General features: G+C 69.2%; 18 protein-coding genes and 1 tRNA gene. 12 read left to right on the forward strand and 7 right to left on the reverse strand.

The genetic code is table 11. From position 1 onward, the window contains the following. Positions 1-4: 4 nt before the first annotated feature. Positions 5-298: a GNAT family N-acetyltransferase gene (locus ASE16_RS01345; RefSeq protein WP_055889664.1), complete on the reverse strand. Its 294-nt coding sequence runs from the start codon at positions 296-298 to the stop codon at positions 5-7. Between the two features lie 170 nt (positions 299-468). Here ASE16_RS01345 and ASE16_RS01350 point away from each other — a divergent pair, with 170 nt between their 5' ends. The 3 genes from ASE16_RS01350 (at position 469) to ASE16_RS01360 (ending at position 1761) form a co-directional block, all read left to right on the forward strand. Beyond that, positions 469-1245 carry a dienelactone hydrolase family protein gene (locus ASE16_RS01350; RefSeq protein ID WP_055889666.1) on the forward strand — a complete coding sequence of 259 codons (777 nt, stop codon included), beginning with the start codon at positions 469-471 and terminating at the stop codon, positions 1243-1245. Positions 1246-1261: 16 nt separating this feature from the next. Further along, complete coding sequence (locus ASE16_RS01355; RefSeq protein ID WP_055889668.1) at positions 1262-1648, forward strand: MmcQ/YjbR family DNA-binding protein; 387 nt, start codon at positions 1262-1264, stop codon at positions 1646-1648. A gap of 40 nt (positions 1649-1688) precedes the next feature. Continuing rightward, a tRNA-Arg gene (locus ASE16_RS01360) sits at positions 1689-1761 on the forward strand. Positions 1762-1813: 52 nt separating this feature from the next. Here the strand turns inward: ASE16_RS01360 and ASE16_RS01365 are convergent. Beyond that, complete coding sequence (locus ASE16_RS01365) at positions 1814-2800, reverse strand: helix-turn-helix transcriptional regulator (RefSeq protein WP_055889673.1); 987 nt, start codon at positions 2798-2800, stop codon at positions 1814-1816. 101 nt (positions 2801-2901) lie between these two features. On the opposite strand from ASE16_RS01365, the gene ASE16_RS01370 reads away from it, so the two are divergent. Beyond that, the gene (locus ASE16_RS01370) at positions 2902-3327 is read left to right on the forward strand and encodes a VOC family protein (RefSeq protein ID WP_055889677.1); all 426 of its coding nucleotides are present in this window, start codon (positions 2902-2904) and stop codon (positions 3325-3327) included. A gap of 22 nt (positions 3328-3349) precedes the next feature. Here the strand turns inward: ASE16_RS01370 and ASE16_RS01375 are convergent, their stop codons facing one another. Continuing rightward, on the reverse strand, positions 3350-3700 hold the full coding sequence (locus tag ASE16_RS01375; protein ID WP_055889681.1) for a hypothetical protein: 351 nt from the start codon (positions 3698-3700) through the stop codon (positions 3350-3352). 91 nt (positions 3701-3791) lie between these two features. Here ASE16_RS01375 and ASE16_RS01380 point away from each other — a divergent pair, with 91 nt between their 5' ends. The 5 genes from ASE16_RS01380 (at position 3792) to ASE16_RS20300 (ending at position 10155) form a co-directional block, all read left to right on the forward strand. After that, a complete protein-coding gene (locus tag ASE16_RS01380) occupies positions 3792-4664 on the forward strand; it encodes an SDR family oxidoreductase (RefSeq protein WP_055889684.1) in 873 nt (290 codons plus the stop codon). Positions 4665-4765: 101 nt separating this feature from the next. Further along, positions 4766-5215, forward strand: coding sequence for a DUF1905 domain-containing protein (locus tag ASE16_RS01385; protein WP_055889687.1), 450 nt, complete (start codon positions 4766-4768; stop codon positions 5213-5215). A gap of 138 nt (positions 5216-5353) precedes the next feature. After that, positions 5354-7084, forward strand: a complete 1731-nt coding sequence (locus ASE16_RS01390; protein ID WP_055889691.1) for an ABC transporter ATP-binding protein — start codon at positions 5354-5356, stop codon at positions 7082-7084. Between the two features lies 1 nt (position 7085). Then, positions 7086-9302, forward strand: coding sequence for an ABC transporter ATP-binding protein (locus ASE16_RS01395; protein ID WP_321164211.1), 2217 nt, complete (start codon positions 7086-7088; stop codon positions 9300-9302). A 49-nt stretch (positions 9303-9351) separates the two neighbouring features. Then, complete coding sequence (locus ASE16_RS20300; RefSeq protein WP_321164212.1) at positions 9352-10155, forward strand: DUF805 domain-containing protein; 804 nt, start codon at positions 9352-9354, stop codon at positions 10153-10155. A gap of 134 nt (positions 10156-10289) precedes the next feature. Here ASE16_RS20300 and ASE16_RS01405 read toward each other — a convergent pair whose 3' ends face one another. Beyond that, entirely contained in the window at positions 10290-10571 is a 282-nt protein-coding gene (locus ASE16_RS01405; protein ID WP_055889697.1) for a hypothetical protein, read from the reverse strand. Positions 10572-10692: 121 nt separating this feature from the next. Between ASE16_RS01405 and ASE16_RS01410 the strand changes: the two genes are divergently transcribed. Further along, positions 10693-10914 (forward strand): hypothetical protein, encoded by a 222-nt coding sequence (locus ASE16_RS01410; RefSeq protein WP_055889701.1) that lies wholly within the window; start codon positions 10693-10695, stop codon positions 10912-10914. A gap of 55 nt (positions 10915-10969) precedes the next feature. Here ASE16_RS01410 and ASE16_RS01415 read toward each other — a convergent pair whose 3' ends face one another. Next, positions 10970-11515: a DJ-1/PfpI/YhbO family deglycase/protease gene (locus ASE16_RS01415; RefSeq protein WP_055889704.1), complete on the reverse strand. Its 546-nt coding sequence runs from the start codon at positions 11513-11515 to the stop codon at positions 10970-10972. A 56-nt stretch (positions 11516-11571) separates the two neighbouring features. On the opposite strand from ASE16_RS01415, the gene ASE16_RS01420 reads away from it, so the two are divergent. Next, positions 11572-12396 carry an aldo/keto reductase gene (locus ASE16_RS01420; protein ID WP_055889709.1) on the forward strand — a complete coding sequence of 275 codons (825 nt, stop codon included), beginning with the start codon at positions 11572-11574 and terminating at the stop codon, positions 12394-12396. A 91-nt stretch (positions 12397-12487) separates the two neighbouring features. Here ASE16_RS01420 and ASE16_RS01425 read toward each other — a convergent pair whose 3' ends face one another. After that, a complete protein-coding gene (locus ASE16_RS01425) occupies positions 12488-14680 on the reverse strand; it encodes a S9 family peptidase (RefSeq protein WP_055889712.1) in 2193 nt (730 codons plus the stop codon). 69 nt (positions 14681-14749) lie between these two features. Then, positions 14750-16237: an FUSC family protein gene (locus ASE16_RS01430; RefSeq protein WP_055889714.1), complete on the reverse strand. Its 1488-nt coding sequence runs from the start codon at positions 16235-16237 to the stop codon at positions 14750-14752. Positions 16238-16324: 87 nt separating this feature from the next. Here ASE16_RS01430 and ASE16_RS01435 point away from each other — a divergent pair, with 87 nt between their 5' ends. Then, positions 16325-18034 (forward strand): glycoside hydrolase family 13 protein, encoded by a 1710-nt coding sequence (locus ASE16_RS01435; protein WP_055889716.1) that lies wholly within the window; start codon positions 16325-16327, stop codon positions 18032-18034. Positions 18035-18094: the final 60 nt, after the last annotated feature.

Raw genomic sequence — 18094 nt, forward strand, 5'->3', positions numbered from 1 at the left:
GCGCTCAGCCGGCCCGGCGTGCGAGCAGCCCTGAGCGCTCCTGGTGCGCCTCGAACCAGTCGGCGACGTACCAGCACATCGGCACGATCTTCAGTTCGGTGTTCGCCTCGATGTCGTTCACGGCGTATTCGACCAGCTGCGCCGCATACCCGTTTCCGCGTTTCGCCGGCGTGGTGAACGCCCGCGTCAGCGAGATCGAACCGCCCAGAATGCTGTAGTCGAGCACGCCGACCAGCTCGCCGTCGATGCGCATCGCGTACCGTTTCGCATCCGTCTCGTTGCTGAACTCCGTGGCCATGCGCCCATCGTACGTCCGTCGCGTGCGAAGGGAACCCGGGGTAGGCTGACGACGTGGGATCCCGACCCGCACCCTTCGGGCTTCCGCGCGCAGTTCCGCGTTCGAGCCACAGCAGGCCAGGCCGCAGGCGACGTCCGTCGCGTGTGTAGCGAATGACTCTGGAGCCCGCTGTGACGTTCGATTCCCCGTCGCCTCTCTCGCCAGCCCACGAGGCCCTGCTCGCTCAGGTGCCGATCAGGGACCACACGGTGATCGAGGCGGAGACCATCCTCTACGAGCACGAGGGGGTCGCGCTCGAGGGCTATCTGGCCAGGGATGCGCAAGCCGACGAACGCCGTCCGGCCGTCCTGCTGCTGCACGACTGGCACGGCGTCGGAGACACGGTGAAGATGCGCGCCCAGATGCTCGCGCGCCTCGGTTATGTGGCGTTCGCCGCCGATCTGTACGGCGTCGGCGTGCGCCCGCAGGGAGAGGCGGCGTCGGAGGAGGCGGGCAAGTACTACCGCGACCTGGCGCTGTTGCGCACGAGGGTCGCCGCCGGATTCACCGTGCTGCAGCAGCACCCCACCGTCGACCCTGCCCGTCTTGCCGTGATCGGCTACTGCTTCGGCGGGACGGCCGCGATCGAGTTCGCGCGCACGGGCGCGCCGGCCAGGGGAGTCGTGTCGTTCCACGGCGGCCTGATCGCGCACGAGTCGTCCGACGCGGCGGCGATCGCAGCATCCCTCCTCGTCCTCACCGGCGGGGACGACCCCGTCGTCCCTCCGGAGGCGGTCGTCGCGTTCGAGAACGAACTGCGCGGAGCCCCGCACGTCGACTGGCAGGTCACCACGTACTCGGGAGCCCCGCACGCGTTCACGATCCCTGGCTCCGACCGCTACCGGCCGACAGCGGATGCGCGGAGCTGGCGTGCGCTGGTCTGCTTCCTCGACGAGGTGTTCGCCTGAGCGGTACCCTCGCCTGATGGACCACCCGGAGCTGTTCGAACCTGACGACCCGTTCGTCGCGCGGATGCGCGCCATCTGCCTGCGCTTCCCCGAAGCGGTCGAGGTCTCGGCGTGGGGCCGCCCGACGTTCCGCGCCGGCAAGAAGGTCTTCGCCCTCGCGGGAAGCGGACTCGCCCGACCGTACTCGCTCGTCTTCAAACCGGACCCTGACGAGGCCCGCGCCTTCCATGAGGATCCGCGATTCTTCGTCCCGAAGTACTGGGGCGCATCCGGGTGGCTGGGCATCGACATCGACCCTGCTGCGCCCGATTCGGTGTGGAAAGAGGTCGCAGAATTGATCGAGACGTCGTACCGCCAGGTGGCTCTGAAGCGCCAATTGGCGGTACTGGACGAGGTCATGTAAGCTCTAATCCGGCCCGCGAGCAGGAATGTTCGAAGGCATTGCGCCCGTAGCTCAACGGATAGAGCATCTGACTACGGATCAGAAGGTTGGGGGTTCGAATCCCTCCGGGCGCACACTGGTTGAGACAGTAGACACGGCCCCCGCTTCGGCGGGGGTTTTGTCGTTTCAGCGACCGCTCTGCGCGGCCGCATACCGCCCGGCCAGCACCCCGAACGCCTCCAGCAGCTCCCTGGGCTGCACGTCCTCCAACACCGCGTCGAACCGGCCGAGCGATGCCGCCAGCGCCACCCACGACCACGACCCAACGTGGATGCGGCACCGCCCGTCCCCGAGGTCGTCCACGACAGCGTCGCCCGCGAACGGCAGCACCTCGGCGGCGGAGGTCTGCAGCACCGCGCTGCCGCGGCACGGCCACTCGTCCGCCGTCTCCGAGCCCGTGAACCGGGCGGACACGAACGCGCGCACATCCCCTCCCGGCAGCTCCCGCGGCGAGAACCTGCGACCGTTCGGGATGCGCGGACTGATCCGGTCGACCCGGAAGATGCGCCAGTCGTCGCGGCCGAGATCCCATCCGACGAGGTACCAGCGCTCGCCGGAGACGACGAGGTGGTGTGGCTCGACGCGGCGGGCCGCATCCGACGTCGCCGCCGCACTCGCCGCATCCACCGCCCGGTAGTCGAACCGCAGCGTCTCCCGCGCCCGGAGGGCCGCGGACACCGCCACCAGCACCTCCGTCGACACCGGCTCGACGGCGGCGTTCAGCGCGTTGGGCATCGCAGTGAACTGCAGCGCATCCAGCCGGTGTCGCAGCCGCGACGGCATCACCTGCCGCACCGTGGTGAGCGCCCTGACCGCTGCCTCCTCGATGCCGACCCCGCTGACCGTCGCCGCCTGCAGGGCGACCGCGACCGCGACCGCCTGGTCGTCGTCGAAGAGAAGGGGAGGGAGGTCGGAGCCAGCCGCGAGGCGGTACCCGCCGTCCGGCCCCTTGGTGGCGCGGATGCTGTAGCCCATCTCGCGGAGGCGGTCGACGTCGCGCCGCACCGTGCGCCGGCTGATGTCGAGCCGCTCGGCGAGAAGCTGCCCCGGCCAGTCCCTCCTTGCCTGCAGCAGGGACAGCAGCACGAGGAGGCGGGAGCTGGTCGCTGTCATGGGTTCAGCGTAGATCGAGTAGAGGACCGTAACTGTCCTCTACTGCTGTGAGAGTGGGCGTCGCCCGGATGGTCCGGGCACACCATCAGCGAGGAGCAGCCATGTCCGTCACGACCACACCCCATCTCAACTTCCGCGGAGCCGCGAAGGCGGCCCTCGAGTTCTACCACTCGGTCTTCGGCGGCCGGCTCATCCTGGTCAGCAACGCCGACGCCCACTCCGCCGAGACCCCGGCCGAAGCGGATCAGATCAAGTTCGGCCAGGTCATCGGCGCGGACGGCTTCCAGATCATGGCGTACGACGTCCCGGCCAGCGCCTCGTACGCCCAGGGGGAGAAGTCGGTCTTCGTCTCGGTGCGCAGCGATTCCGCGGACGAGATCGCCACCCTGTGGGGGAGGCTGGCACAGGGCTCGACCATCGTCGAAGACCTCGGCCCATCGGTGTTCTCGCCCGCATACGGGATGCTGAAAGACCGGTTCGGCGTCACCTGGGTGCTCGACGTCGCGGTGGCGTGGGACGCGGCCTGACCTGACCGGGGTCGCCGCGGCGTCACTCCGCCGCGGTCGGCCCCACGGTCTCCGTGCTCGCCACGCCGGCCCCATCCCCTTTGAGCTCGATCAGGATGGTGTGCGTCGGCGTCGAACCCACGTTCTCGCCGGAGTGCCGCTGCGCGGGCAGCCAGACCGCGTCGCCCGCATCCAGATGCACAGAGCGTTCCCTGCCAGGTGTGCGCAGGTGCCGGTCGAAATCGGTCAGTGCGACAAGCACGCTGTTCGGATGGTCGTGGTCGTTGGTGCGAACGCCTGGCGTGTCCGTGTAGTCGAGCACGCGCACGAACTCGTTCTCCCAGAGCAGGCGGTAGTTCTCCGGGTCGGTGCGGATCGGGTCGTCGGTGACCATGCCGCGAGGATACGCCGATTCTGGCCGCGTGCACCCACTCACCCCGAAGTGCGCCCTTCCGTGCCCGCCGCGGCCTCCGTACGCTGGCTCCATGAGCACCAGCAGCGCCGGCACCAGCACGCCCGCCACCGCCCCGGCCCTCGCTACCACGGGGTCCACCGGCATCCTGGGCGGCTACGTCGCCGGGATGCTCGCCGATGCGGGAGTGGCGCAGCGCCTTCTGGTGCGGGACCCGTCCAGGGCGCCCGAGCTGCCAGCATCCACGGTGCTGCCGTTCGCGTACTCGGACAGGGAGGCGTCGCTGCGAGCGCTCAACGGAGTCGAGACCCTGTTCATGGTGTCTGCCGCCGAGAACGCCGAGCGCCTGGCCGAGCATCGTGCGTTCATCGACGCTGCTCGGGATGCGGGGGTCCGCCACGTCGTGTACACCTCCTTCGTCGGGGCGGCGCCGGATGCGACGTTCACGCTCGCCCGCGACCACTTCCACACTGAGGAGCACCTGAAGCAGTCCGGCATGGCGTTCACCTTCCTGCGCGACAACCTCTACCTCGACTTCATGGATGCGATGGTCGGGGAGGACGGGGTGATCCGCGGTCCAGCAGGCGACGGGCGTGCCGCGATCGTGGCGCGGTTCGATGTCGCCCGTGTCGCCGCCGCGATCCTGCGCGACCCCGCGCAGCACGACGGCATCACTTACGAGCTGACCGGCCCGGAGGCGCTGACGATGGCCGAGGTGGCGGCGATCCTGACCGCGCACCGGGGCACGCCCGTGCGCTTCCACGACGAGACCGTAGACGAGGCGTACGCCTCGCGCAGAAAATGGGATGCGCCGCAGTGGCAGTATGACGCGTGGGTGTCGACATACACCGCGATCGCCGCCGGCGAGCTGAAGCGGGTGACGGACGACGTGGAGAAGGTCACGGGCACGGCCCCGCTCAGCCTGCAGCAGTTCCTCGAGCGCTGACCCGCGGCCACCGGGGGCGCGTGTAATCTCGCAGAAGATCGCTCCCGCAACGGCTGAGCAACGAGAATGCTGAGCAACGAAAGAGCTGAGCAACGAAAGGAATGGCCGTGGTCAGCTTCAGAACCACCCTGCTGGGCGCAGGCGGCAACAACGTCGGCATCGTCGTGCCGGAGGAGGTCGTGCTCGGCTTCGATCGCGGCAAGCGCGTGCCTGTCGTCGTCACCATCGACGGCGGATACACCTACCGGAACACCATCGCATCCATGGGCGGCCGGTTCCTCATCTCGTTCAACGCCGAGACGCGGGCGGCCACCGGCAGGGGAGCAGGGGATGAGGTCGAGGTCACTCTCGAGGTCGACGACGCCCCGCGCACCGTGGAGGTCCCTGCCGAGCTCGCGGCGGCGTTTGCAGCCGACCGGGATGCGGCGAAGGCGTGGGATGCCCTCTCGTACAGCAAGCAGCGTGCGCACGCCACGGCGGTCGAGAGCGCGAAGAGCGACGACACCAGGGCGAGGCGGGTGCGGGGTGTGATCGAGGCGCTGCGCCCGTAGTCTCCCGATTCAGCTCAGCGATTTACCTGCATTTCGGCGCCGAAAAAATGCGACGCCGCAAATTTCAGGTGCGGTGTCACGAATGTCGGAGGCGTCTGCCAAACTTCTCAGGTACTGAAAAAGCCACCTGGGGGAACTGTGATCCTGCTCCGTCTGACCCTGCGTCACGCGCGCCCATACGTCTGGGGCATCGTGGGGGTGGTCGTGCTGCAATTGCTGTCCACGATCGCCGCGCTCTACCTGCCGAGCCTCAACGCGCAGATCGTCGACAAGGGCGTCGTCACCGGCGACACCGACTTCATCTGGAACACCGGAATGACGATGCTGGTCGTCTGCCTCGCCCAGGTGGTCACCGCGGTCGGCGGCATCTACTTCGGCGCCAAGGTGTCGATGGCGGTCGGGCGCGACCTGCGCCGTGAGGTGTACCGCAAGGTCGACTCGCTGAGCGCGCTCGACGTCGGACGCTGGGGAACGGCGACGCTCATCACGCGCAACACGAACGACGTCCAGCAGGTGCAGATGCTCGTGCTGATGACGCTCAACTTCATGGTGTCCACCCCGATCATGTGCATCGGCGGCATCATCATGGCGCTGCGCGAAGACCTCGGGCTGTCCTGGCTCGTCTGGGTGTCCGTGCCTGTGCTTTTCCTGGTCGTCGGCGTTCTCGTGGTGATGCTGCTCCCGCTGTTCCGCGAGATGCAGGAGCGCATCGACAAGGTCAACGGCGTGCTGCGCGAGCAGATCGTCGGCATCCGGGTCATTCGGGCATTCGTCCGCGAGCCGTTCGAGTCAGAGCGCTACGCAGAGGCCAACCTCGCGCTCACCAGGGTGTCCGTCAAGGTCGGCAACATCTTCGTCCTGATGTTCCCCATCATCATGGTCATCCTGCACCTCGCCACGGCCGCCGTCCTCTGGTTCGGCGGGCAACGAGTGGATGCGGGCCAGATGCAGGTGGGCTCGCTCACCGCGTTCCTGCAGTACCTCCTCATGATCCTCACCGCCGTCATGATGGGCGTCTTCATGGTGATGATGATCCCGCGTGCCGTCGTGTGCGCCGGGCGCATCGACGAGGTGCTGTCCACCGAGCCGTCCGACGCCGGGTCCACCGGGGACGCGCCGCTTCCGTCGTCCGGGCGGGTCGAGTTCCGCGGAGTGACCTTCGGCTACCCCGGCGCTGAGAAGCCCGTGCTGAGCGCCATCGACTTCGTCGCCGAGCAGGGCAGCATGACCGCGATCGTCGGCTCGACGGGAGCGGGCAAGACCACGCTCGTCAATCTCGTCCCCAACCTCTACACGCCGCAGCAGGGATCCGTGACGGTCGGCGGCGTGCGCGTGGACGCGCTCACCAGGGCGCAGCTCGCCGGCGTCCTCGGGCTCGTGCCGCAGCGCCCGTATCTCTTCTCCGGCACGATCAGGTCCAACCTGCGTTTCGGTCGACCGGACGCCACGGACGACGAGCTATGGGAAGCGCTGCGCGTCGCGCAGGCCGACGACTTCGTGCGTGCCAAGGAGGGCGGCCTGGATGCGCGCATCTCGCAGGGCGGCACCAACGTCTCCGGGGGGCAGCGTCAGCGCCTCTGCATCGCGAGGGCCCTGGTCTCCCGGCCGCAGGTGTACCTCTTCGACGACTCGTTCTCCGCGCTCGACGTCGCGACGGACGCCCGCCTCCGCGCGGCGCTCGCCGACGCCACCAAGGAGTCGGCGGTGATCGTGGTGGCGCAGCGCGTGTCGACCATCCGGGAGGCGGACAGCATCATCGTGCTCGACGACGGCCGCATCGTCGGCCGGGGAACCCATGACGAACTCCTCGAAACGAGCGAGACCTACCGCGAGATCGTCGAATCACAGCTGAGCCTGGAGGTGGCCTGAGATGGCACGCGACAAGCGCGCAGACGACGTCCTCGAACGCGACGATGTCACCGCCCCCGAGGTCGAAGACTTCGAATACACGCCGACGGAGGCCGACGGCGACATGTTCGGCGGAACGCCGGCCAAGAAGGCGCAGCACTTCTGGCCGTCGCTGCGCCGCCTGCTCGGCCTGCTCCGGCCGGAGCGTGTCAAGTTCGCGTTCGTGGTCGCGCTCGTGGTGGTCTCGGTGATCCTCACGGTGATCGCGCCCAAGATCCTCGGATCGGCGATGGATGTGATCTTCCGCGGCGCGATCGGGGCCAACCTCCCCGCCAACGTTCCGCTGGACCAGCAGGTCGCCGCTGCCCGGGCAGCCGGCAACGATCAGCTCGCCGACATGCTCGCCACCACCAAGCCGGTCCCCGGTGAGGGCATCGACTTCGTGCTGCTGAGCCGGCTCATCTTCATCGTGCTGGCCATCTACCTGGTCGCCTCGTTCCTGATGTGGGCGCAGGGCTACGTGCTCAACGCGCTCGTCATGCGCGTCGTCTACCGGCTGCGTGCCGACATCGAGACCAAGCTCAATCGGCTGCCACTCAGCTACTTCGACACCCGCCAGCGCGGCGACCTGATGTCGCGGGTCACGAACGACGTCGACAACATCCAGGCGGCACTCCAGCAGGCGTTCTCGCAGCTCGTGCAGTCGGTGCTCACCGTGCTCGGCATCACGATCATGATGTTCATCGTGTCGTGGCAGCTTGCGCTGATCGCCCTCATCGCCCTCCCGCTGTCCGGCGTGATCGCGGGCGTCATCGGCTCGCGGTCGCAGAAGCTGTTCGCAGCGCAGTGGAAGAACACCGGAACGCTCAACGGGCACATCGAGGAGTCGTACTCCGGGCTCGAGCTGGTGCGCGCCTTCGGTCGCGACGAGGTCATGCTCGCGGAGTTCGACGACCGCAACGAGAAGCTGTACCGCGCCTCGTTCGGAGCGCAGTTCGTGTCGGGAACGATCATGCCCGCCATGACGTTCGTCTCCTACCTCTCCTACGTGATGATCGCGGTCGTCGGCGGCCTCCGTGTCGCAACGGGCCAGATGACCCTCGGAGACGCGACGGCGTTCATCCAGTACTCGCGCGAGTTCACGCAGCCGATCAGCCAGGTCGCCGGCATCGCCAACATGCTGCAGTCGGGTGTCGCGTCCGCGGAGCGCACGTTCGAGTTCCTCGACGCCGACGAGCAGGAGCCGGACGACGTCAAGGCGGAACTGCCGGAGCGCACGGACGGCCACGTCGAGTTCGACCGTGTGTCGTTCAGCTACTCGTCGACCACGCCGCTCATCGAGGACCTGTCGCTCTCCGTCGACCCCGGCCACACGGTCGCGATCGTCGGTCCGACGGGCGCGGGCAAGACCACGCTGGTCAACCTGGTGATGCGGTTCTACGAGCTCGACTCCGGCCGCATCCTGCTCGACGGCATCGACATCACGGAGCTGTCTCGGGCCGAGCTGCGCGAGCAGGTGGGCATGGTCCTCCAGGACGCCTGGCTGTTCGGCGGCACGATCCGCGACAACATCCGGTACGGCCGGCTCGACGCCACGGACGAGGAGGTAATCGACGCGGCGAAGGCCACGATGGTCGACCGTTTCGTCCGCCAGCTCCCCGAGGGCTACGACACGGTGCTGGATGCGGACGGCGGCAGCGTCTCGGCGGGCGAGCGCCAGCTCATCACCATCGCTCGCGCCTTCATCGCGAACCCGTCGCTGCTGATCCTCGACGAGGCCACGTCGTCGGTCGACACCCGCACCGAGCTGCTGGTGCAGCAGGCGATGGCGGCCCTCCGCACCGATCGCACGTCGTTCGTGATCGCTCACCGACTCTCCACGATCCGGGATGCGCACACCATCCTCGTCATGGAGAACGGCGCCATCGTCGAACAGGGCAACCACGAGACGCTCCTCGCTCGCCGCGGCGCGTACTACGACCTGTACATGACCCAGTTCCGCGGAGAGGATGCAGAGGCAGACGCCGAACTCCTCGAAGCGGGCGGGGTGCAGGGCGGTGCTCCTGGCGTCGCCCCTGTGGCCGATGCCGCTGCCCCCGCCGCCGCTGCTGCTGCCGCCGCCGCTGTTGACGCTGCCCCCGCTGCTGCCGACGCCGCCGCGGAGCGGCACGACGATGCCGCCGGAAGCCAGGACGACCTTGCCGAATTCGCAGGGGAGGACCGTCCGGCCGGGAGCTAAGCTGTCCCCGACCGGCGCTGTGACGGTGCCGGTCGGAGGGGGTTTGATCATGAATCCGACCGTTCCGCTCTGGGCCCCGTATTACGGCGCACCGTTCGGTGTGGCTTTTACGCGGTTCTGGAAGAAATACGTCCGTTTCGACGGGCGAGCCAGTCGCAGCGAGTACTGGTGGTGGGCGCTCGCGAACGCGGTCATCGGCTTCGTGCTCTATGTGATCCTGCTCCTCGGAGCGGCGGTCGGAGCAAGCATCGACGAGAACGGCCGCGGCGTCCCAGGGCCAGGTATCGCGATCGGCATCATCCTGTTCGTGGCGTGGGGTCTCGCCGTGATCATCCCCGGTCTAGCTCTCGCGGCTCGCCGCCTCCACGACGTGAACCTGAGCGGCTGGCTCCTGCTGCTGCTCCTCATCCCGAGCCTCGGCGGCATCGCGATCCTCGTGATGACGCTGCTGCCGCCCAACCCGGCCGGCGCCCGCTTCGACCGTCCGGACGCCGAGGTCCCCGGCTACGTCCCCGTCGTCCCCGGACCAGGGCTTCCGCCGCGCGACTACGGCTGGCCCCAGTCCCCGATGCCGTACGCAGGCCCGGCGGGAGGCCAGCCGCTGTACGCGTCGCCGTCGGCGCCGCAACCGCCCGCGCCCGGCGTGCCGCCGTCGGCCCCGGAGCCCGGCGTGCCGCCGTCGGCCCCGGAGCCCGCCGCGCCGCCAGCGGCCCCGCAGCCCGCCGCGCCGCCAGCGGCCCCGCAGCCCGCCGCGCCGCCAGCGGCCCCACAGCCCGCTCCGCCGACGCAGCCGCCTGCTCCGCCGACGCAGCCGCCCGCTCCACCTGCGCCTCCCACCCCGCCGTCGCCCTGACGGCTGGCCCGGCCAGGCAGCAGGAGCCACCGCATCCACCCCCGGACTCGTGGCACAGAAACGGCTCCCGGTGCATAAGCACCGGGAGCCGTTCCGTGCGCGCCGGGTCGGCGGCGCGCGCGTGGGCGCGGTCGCTACGCGAGCGCGCCGATCGCGAAGCTGACGGCGCCCTGGTCGTCCACCTGAGCGTCGAGGATCTTGTCATCGAGCGCGACGGCTGCTTCCTCCTCGAGGAAGAGACGCGCCCCTCCGGTCTCCACCACCTGGTCGGCCGGCTCAGGTGCGGGGGTCACGGCGGCCGCGAACGCGGTGTGCTGCGGGTTGCTGCTGCTGATGCGCAGTCCAGCCTCCTCCTGTGGTGCCTGCTCGGTGAGTGTCTTGACGATCGTGCTGGCGTTCTCTGTCAGGGTGAGCATGTGCTCTCCTTCCGTTTGGTTCCAGGAGTCGCCTACGTTCCCGCACCCTCCGCGATGCTGCAAGGGGCGTTCCAGCCATTGCCAGGGAACACTCACCTGGCGAGTCCGCTAGCATCGCCGGATGGAATCGTTGATACCAGTCGTCTGGTTGTGGCTCGCCATCATCACGGGCGGCCTCGCCCAGTCGAGGGGCCGCTCCGGCTGGACCTGGTTCGTCCTCGGGCTCCTTCTCGGCCCGATCGCCGCCACCTGGCTGGTCGCCTGGAAGCCGGTCCAGCCGACCGCGAAAGACATCCCGACACGTCCCGCCGCACCCATCGGCCCGGAGGGCAACCCCACCTAGACGCTGCCAGCCAGCGCAGTCGGCCAGCGCTGCCAGCGGACGCAGCGGGCGCGCCCTACCCGCCGACCACCCCCAGGAACTCCCGGTTGAACGCGGGCAGGTCGTCCGGCTTCCGCGACGACACGAGCGTGAACGGCCCGTCGTCCACCACCACTTCTTCGTCCACCCAGCGGGCGCCGGCGTTGCGGTAGTCGGTCTGCAGGCTCGGCCAGCTCGTCAGCGTGCGGTCGGCGACCACACCCGCCTCGATCAGCACCCAGCCGCCGTGACAGATCACGCCGACCGGCTTGCCCGCCGCCGCGAACGCAGCGACCAGGGCCACCGCATCCGGCTGGGTGCGCACGGTGTCGCCGTTCGCCACCCCGCCGGGCAGCATCAGCGCGTCGTAGTCGTCGGCCGATGCGTCGGCCAGCGTCACATCCACCGGGAACGTGTCGGCGGGGGTGAGGTGGTTGAACGCCTGCACCTCGCCAGCCTCCTTCGAGATCAGCGTCGGCGTGCCTCCGCCGTCGGCGACGGCCTTCCATGGCTCGACCAGTTCCGCCTGCTCGATGCCTTCCGACGCCACCAGGAACGCGACCCTTTTTCCGTCCATTGCCATGTCTCTCTCCTTCGTTCGACACCACTCGTACCCCTGAGACGCGGGAGAATGAACCCATGGCGAGCATCCCGGACCTTCTTCTCAACGACGGCAACCGCATCCCGCAGCTCGGGTTCGGCGTGTACAAGATCCCGGAGGCCGAGACTGCGGATGCGGTGCTCACGGCCCTCGACGCCGGATACCGGCACATCGACACGGCGGCGTTCTACGAGAACGAGCGCGGCGTCGGCGACGGCGTGCGCCGCAGCGGACTCGACCGCGACGAGGTGTTCGTGACCACGAAGGTGTGGTGGGACCAGAACGGCTACGACAGCACACTGCGTTCCTTCGATCAGAGCCTCGAACGGCTCGGCTTCGACTCGGTCGACCTGTTCCTCATCCACTGGCCGGCGCCGAAGCACGACAAGTACGTCGACACCTGGCGTGCGCTCGAGACGATCCGGGATGAGGGGCGGGCCAGGTCGATCGGCGTCGCCAACTTCCACATCCACCACCTCGAACGGCTGGCGCACGAGACCGATACGGTTCCCGCCGTCAACCAGGTGGAGCTGCACCCGTGGCTGCCGCAGGCCGACGTGCGCGCGTACGACGAGGCCAACGGCATCGTGACGGAGGCGTGGTCGCCGCTCGCCCGCGGCCGCATCCTCGGCAACGAGCCGCTGGCGCTCATCGCAGGGAAGCACGGGGTGACGCCGGCGCAGGTGGTGATCCGCTGGCAGGTGCAGCTCGGCAACGTCGTCATCCCGAAGTCGGTGACCCCCGACCGCATCCGGCAGAACCTCGACGTCTTCTCGTTCGCCCTCGACGCCGACGACCTCGCCGTCATCGCCGCCCTCGAGTCGGGCGAGCGCACCGGCCGCGACCCTGACGACCTCGGCTGACGCCCCGCCCCGTCCCCACATAATCGAGTCCGAAGTTGTTCACGCGACACGCCGGATAGCGGCGTGAACAACCTCGGACTCGATTGCGTCGCTACTCACCGGAGGGGTGGGCTCCGACCGCGTCGACCAGCCAGGCGTACGCGAAGGCCCGCTCGCGCCAGGCCGAGTACCGGCCGGAGACACCGCCGTGCCCTGCAGCCATCTCGATCTTGAGCAGCGCGTCAGCGCCGACCTCGCGCAGCTTCGCCACCCACTTCGCAGGCTCGACGTACAGCACGCGGGTGTCGTTGAGGCTGGTCACCGCCAGGATGCGCGGGTAGTGCGTCTCGTGCACGTTCTCGATCGGCGAGTACGACTTCATGTACGCGTACACCTCCTCGTCGTGCAGCGGGTCGCCCCACTCGTCCCACTCGATCACCGTCAGCGGCAGCGACGGGTCCAGGATGCTCGTGAGCGGGTCCACGAACGGCACCTCCGCGAGGATGCCGGAGAAGTACTTCGGCGCCAGGTTCGCGACAGCGCCCATCAGCAGGCCGCCTGCGCTCCCGCCCTGCGCCGCGAGCCGGTCGGGCGACGTCCATCCGGTGTCGATGAGGTGGCGCGCGCTGTCCACGAAGTCGGTGAAGGTGTTCTTCTTGTGCAGCTTCTTGCCGTGCTCGTACCAGAGCCGCCCGAGCTCGCCGCCGCCGCGCACGTGCGCGATGGCGAACACGATGCCGCGGTCGAGGAGGCTGAGGCGCGGGATGCCGAACGACGGGTCCATGCTCGCCTCGTACGACCCGTAGCCGTACAGCACCAGCGGCGCAGGCTCGCCGGGCGTCACCAGGTCGCGCCGGTACACCAGCGAGATCGGGATGCGCGTCCCGTCCTTCGCCGTCGCCCACTCGCGCTTCTGCTCGAACAGCGCGGGGTCGAACTCGCCGAGGACGGCCTGCTGCTTGCGCAGGCGGAGTTCGCGGGTGCGGACGTCGTAGTCGTAGACAGTGGACGGCGTGACGAAGCTGCCGTAGCCGAGCCGCAGCGTCGGCTGGGTCCACTCCGGGTTGCCGCCCGCTCCGACGGTGAAGAGCTCTTCGTCGAAGTGCAGTTCGTGCAGGGTGTCGTCGCCGGCGGTGTCGTCGGCCGCGCCGTCCTTGCCTGCGCCGCCCTCGCCCGCGCCGTCCTCGCGAGCGCCGCCCTTCTCAGGGACGCACGCGACGGCGACCCTGGTGAGCCCGTCGCGCCGGTACTCCACCGCCACGAAGTCGCGGAACGCATCCACCCCTTCGAGCCGCACCTGCGGGTTGTGGGGGAGCAGGACGCGGCGTGCACCCTGCGGGTCGTCGGCGGAGACGCTCAAGAGCTCGAAGTTGACGGCGTCGTCGTTGTGGACGATGAGCAGCCGGTCGCGCCCGCCGACCACCGCGTGTTCCACGTCGTACTCGACGCCCTCCTTCCGCGGCCAGACCACCGCGAACTCACCGGTGGGGTCGCTGGACCGAAGAAGCCACGCCTCGCTGGTGATGTTGGAGCCGGCCTCGATGACGAGGAAGTCGCGGCTCCGGGTCAGCCCGACGCCGATCCAGTAGCGCTCGTCCGGCTCGTGGAACACCTGCACGTCGCCCGTGCCTGGCGCGTCGCCGACCCTGTGCCGCCACACGGTGTCAGGACGCCAGGCGTCGTCGACCGTCGTGTAGAAGATGTACTCGCCGCTCTGGTCGAACAGGGCGCCGGAGGCTGTGTCCTCGATCTCGTCGGGGAACTCGACGCCGTCGTCCACGAGCGAGCGCACCCGGATCGTGTACCGTTCGTCGCCTTCTGTGTCGACCGCCCAGAGCAGGCGCGTGCCGTCGGCGCTCACGTCGAAGCTGCCGAGCGAGTAGAACTCGTGCCCTTCGGCGTGCTCATTGTCGTCGAGCAGGATCTGCTCGCCTGGCAGCCCGTTGCGCTGCGCGTCCTCGTCGAGCGCCGGCGGCTCCCAGTCGTCCGCCGCGGCGATCGGCGCCCGGCAGTGGATGCCGTACTGCTTTCCCTCGACCGTCCTGGTGTAGTACCACCAGTCGCCTTCGCGGGTCGGGACGCTCAGGTCGGTCTCGCGGGTGCGCCCCTTGATCTCTTCGAAGATCTGCTCCTGCAGCAGCGACAGGTGTTCTGTGCGCGCGTTCGTGTACGCGTTCTCCTCGTGCAGGTGCGCGACGACCGCCGGGTCGTCCTTCTCGCGCAACCACTCGTAGTCGTCGATGTGCACGTCTCCGTGGTGGATGCGTTCTGTCGGCTTCTTCGGCGTGATCGGCGGCGTGAGCATGGCTTCAGGCTACCGTCCGGCGTCTGGGGCGCGCCCGTCGGCGGCGTCCTCGCGTGGGTCGTGACGGCGCTATCCGCGGAGTTCGGCGGAGAGGGTGAGCAGCGCGGCGTGCACGACGGCGAAGTCGGTCGGCGCCGCGAGGCTCCGTCTGGCCTGCCCGATCGCCACCCGCAGCCTGGTGGCCGCCTCGGGGTCCGCGGGGCCCGTGCTCCTGGACGCGAGCCGCGCATCCAGTGCAGCGGGAAGCTCCCGCGCCGCCTCGATGCAGTCGATGACCCTCGCTGGCCGCTTCCTGGCGACCATCCGGTGGGCGCGATGGGCAGGCGCGAGCTGTTCCACCCGGCCGATGGATGCGCGGAACGCGGCCACCCGCATCGCCACCGGCAGCGCAGGGTCACCGGGCGAGAGCACCGCTCCGAGGGCGACGAGCATCTCCGAGAACCGCTTGCGTGCCACGTCCTCCGACCGCACAGGAAGCACGAACCAGCTCGCCGCGATGCCGAGCACGGCGCCCGTCACGATCGCAAGAATGCGCTCGCCGAGCACCGCGCCCAGCGACGCTCCCGTCGGCGTGACGCCCAGCAGCCCCTGCAGCAGCGCGACCGCGAGGGTGACGGCGAGGGCCCAGAACGCGTAGCTGTACGTGCGCAGCCAGGTTCCGGCGAACAGGGCCACGAAGATGACGACCACGGCGAACAACCCGGTCGGCTCCACGACGAACGAGAGAGCCACGGCCGCCGCCGTCCCCGCGAGCGCCCCTGCCACCCGCAACGCGCTCTTGTAGAGGACGTCGCCTCGTCCTCGATTCCCGGAGCAGACGATGAACGCCGTCAGCACGGTCCACATCGCGTGATCGGGGAACAGCAGCCATCCCGCGACGAAGGCGGCAGCGAGCGCGACGGCCATCTGCAGCGCCATCCGTGTGCTGGCGGGGAGGCGGCGACGGGGCATGCGGGCGGGAGCGGCCTGCCGGGCGGGCGGAGCCTGCGTGGCAGGCGGAGCCGGCGCATCCTGTGCCGCAGGCGCGGCCGGAGCGACCAGCGCATCCGGCGCGGTCACCACTCCCGCCAGCACGCCCACCTCCCTCGCCATGGCCACCCACACGATCGCGACGACGGACGCGCCGACGAGCAGCAGCAGATCCAGCCACCACCGCCCCGTCTGCACCACGGCGCCCGGTGCCACGAGGATGGCCGTGAACGGCAGCGTGAGCAGCGCACCCAGCCGGGCGACTCTGTCGCCGAAGCGCCGCATCCAGATCGGAACGCTCATCCCGGCCACGAACGCCGCGGCGCCCACCGGCGGAACCGCGACCAGCAGCCAACCGACCCCGGCGGCCACCAGGCCGATCGCCGGAAGCAGCGCCGACGACCTGGCGAACTCCGCCCTGGACGCGAACGTGCGCCGCGACAGTGTCAAGGCGACCACGGTGGCGAGCACCGCGGTCCCGTATCCCCCTCCCGCCGCAACGGAGATCCACCACATCGTCGCGCAGGCGCCTGCCGCGGCCGCGACGGTGATCAGGGCGGAGAGCCCTGCGCGGGCCGTGGGGTGCATGGGTGCATTTTCTCACTCAACGGTGCAGCGCAGTCGCGGCAACGCGCGCCGATTCACCTGGTCGATTCCACCGGCTAGGGTGAGCAGATGAGCGAGAAATGGTGGCAGTCCGCTGTTGTCTACCAGGTGTATCCCCGGAGTTTCGCTGACAGCAACGGCGACGGAATCGGCGACCTGCGGGGCATCATCGACCACCTCGACCACCTGGATGCGCTCGGCGTGGATGTGGTCTGGCTGTCCCCGATCTACGCGTCGCCGCACGACGACAACGGGTACGACATCAGCGACTATCGCGCGATCGACCCGGCGTTCGGCACCTTCGCCGACTTCGACGAGCTTCTGCAGGAGATGCACGCCCGCGGGATGAAGCTCGTGATGGATCTCGTCGTCAACCACACCTCGGACGAGCACGCCTGGTTCGTCGAGTCCGCAGAGGGGCCGGACAGCCCCAAGCGCGATTGGTACTGGTGGCGGCCGCCGCGCGACGGCAAGGCGCCGGGGGAGCGGGGAGCGGAGCCGAACAACTGGGGCTCGTTCTTCTCCGGTCCTGCCTGGCAGCTCGATCCGGCGAGCGGCGAGTACTACCTGCACTTGTTCTCCCGCAAGCAACCCGACCTCAACTGGGAGAACCCAGAGGTCAGGGACGCGGTCTACGACATGATGAACTGGTGGCTCGACCGCGGGGTCGACGGGTTCAGGATGGACGTCATCAACCTGATCTCCAAGGTGCAGGACCTGCCGGACGGCGTCGTCCCTCCCGGCGCGCTGTACGGCGACGGATACCCGTTCTACGGGCAGGGGCCGCGCATCCACGAGTTCTTGCACGAGATGCACGAGCGTGTGTTCGCCGGGCGCGACGACCGGTATCTCACCGTGGGGGAGATGCCAGGTGTGACGATCGACCAGGCCCAGCTCTTCACCGATCCGGCGCGCGGCGAGCTCGACATGGTGTTCCAGTTCGAGCACGTCGACCTCGACCACGGGCCGGGCGGCAAGTGGGATCACCGGCCGGCGAGCGTGCTCGATCTGAAGCGGTCGTTCGCCAAGTGGCAGGACGGCCTCGCCGAGAGCGGCTGGAACAGTCTCTACTGGAACAACCACGACCAGCCGCGCGTCGTCAGCCGCTTCGGCGACGACGGGGCGGCGCGCATCCCGTCGGCGAAGGCGCTCGCGACCGTGCTGCACCTGCAGCGCGGCACCCCGTACGTCTACCAGGGCGAAGAGCTCGGGATGACGAACGTGCCGTTCAGCGGCATCGGCGACTTCCGCGACATCGAGACGCTCAACCACTACGCCGAGGCCGTCGACGTGCTCGGCGCTCCAGCAGACGAGGTGCTCGCCGCGCTGCGCACCACCAGCAGGGACAACGCCCGCACCCCGGTGCAATGGTCGGATGCGCCGAACGCCGGCTTCACCACCGGCACTCCGTGGATCCCGGTCAACCCGAACTTCCGCCGGATCAACGCTGCGGCGGAGCGACGTGACCCCGATTCGGTGTTCGCGTACTACCGCAGCCTGATCGACCTGCGGCATGACGACGAGCGGGTCTCCGACGGGACGCTCGAGCTGGTGCTGGCCGAGCATCCACAGGTCTTCGCGTACACCAGGACGCTGGGGGAGCGGCAGCTGCTCGTGCTCGTCAACCTCACGGGGGAACAGGCGGAGTTCGAGCTTCCGGATGCGCAGCGCTGGGCGGCCGCGACGACCGTGCTGAGCAACCTTCCGGATGCGCCGGGCGGCGTCACGGGGACCCTCGCGCCGTGGCAGGCGCTCGTGCTCTCCCGCGAGGGCGCCTGAGCCGGACGGTCAGGCACGGCCACGTCCCTGCGCGGCTTGCCAGAAGGCTCTCGCGGGTGT

It is taken from the genome of Leifsonia sp. Root227, from assembly GCF_001428745.1.
GTDB lineage: Bacteria > Actinomycetota > Actinomycetes > Actinomycetales > Microbacteriaceae > Leifsonia.

Bases quoted from the DNA above. Each gene is read 5' to 3' on its own strand.
- ASE16_RS01345 (WP_055889664.1), bottom strand. From the start codon at position 298: ATGGCCACGGAGTTCAGCAACGAGACGGATGCGAAACGGTACGCGATG.
- ASE16_RS01355 (WP_055889668.1), top strand. From the start codon at position 1,262: ATGGACCACCCGGAGCTGTTCGAACCTGACGACCCGTTCGTCGCGCGG.
- ASE16_RS01365 (WP_055889673.1), bottom strand. From the start codon at position 2,800: ATGACAGCGACCAGCTCCCGCCTCCTCGTGCTGCTGTCCCTGCTGCAG.
- ASE16_RS01370 (WP_055889677.1), top strand. From the start codon at position 2,902: ATGTCCGTCACGACCACACCCCATCTCAACTTCCGCGGAGCCGCGAAG.
- ASE16_RS01375 (WP_055889681.1), bottom strand. From the start codon at position 3,700: ATGGTCACCGACGACCCGATCCGCACCGACCCGGAGAACTACCGCCTG.
- ASE16_RS01380 (WP_055889684.1), top strand. From the start codon at position 3,792: ATGAGCACCAGCAGCGCCGGCACCAGCACGCCCGCCACCGCCCCGGCC.
- ASE16_RS01385 (WP_055889687.1), top strand. From the start codon at position 4,766: ATGGCCGTGGTCAGCTTCAGAACCACCCTGCTGGGCGCAGGCGGCAAC.
- ASE16_RS01395 (WP_321164211.1), top strand. From the start codon at position 7,086: ATGGCACGCGACAAGCGCGCAGACGACGTCCTCGAACGCGACGATGTC.
- ASE16_RS20300 (WP_321164212.1), top strand. From the start codon at position 9,352: ATGAATCCGACCGTTCCGCTCTGGGCCCCGTATTACGGCGCACCGTTC.
- ASE16_RS01405 (WP_055889697.1), bottom strand. From the start codon at position 10,571: ATGCTCACCCTGACAGAGAACGCCAGCACGATCGTCAAGACACTCACC.
- ASE16_RS01410 (WP_055889701.1), top strand. From the start codon at position 10,693: ATGGAATCGTTGATACCAGTCGTCTGGTTGTGGCTCGCCATCATCACG.
- ASE16_RS01415 (WP_055889704.1), bottom strand. From the start codon at position 11,515: ATGGCAATGGACGGAAAAAGGGTCGCGTTCCTGGTGGCGTCGGAAGGC.
- ASE16_RS01420 (WP_055889709.1), top strand. From the start codon at position 11,572: ATGGCGAGCATCCCGGACCTTCTTCTCAACGACGGCAACCGCATCCCG.
- ASE16_RS01425 (WP_055889712.1), bottom strand. From the start codon at position 14,680: ATGCTCACGCCGCCGATCACGCCGAAGAAGCCGACAGAACGCATCCAC.
- ASE16_RS01430 (WP_055889714.1), bottom strand. From the start codon at position 16,237: ATGCACCCCACGGCCCGCGCAGGGCTCTCCGCCCTGATCACCGTCGCG.
- ASE16_RS01435 (WP_055889716.1), top strand. From the start codon at position 16,325: ATGAGCGAGAAATGGTGGCAGTCCGCTGTTGTCTACCAGGTGTATCCC.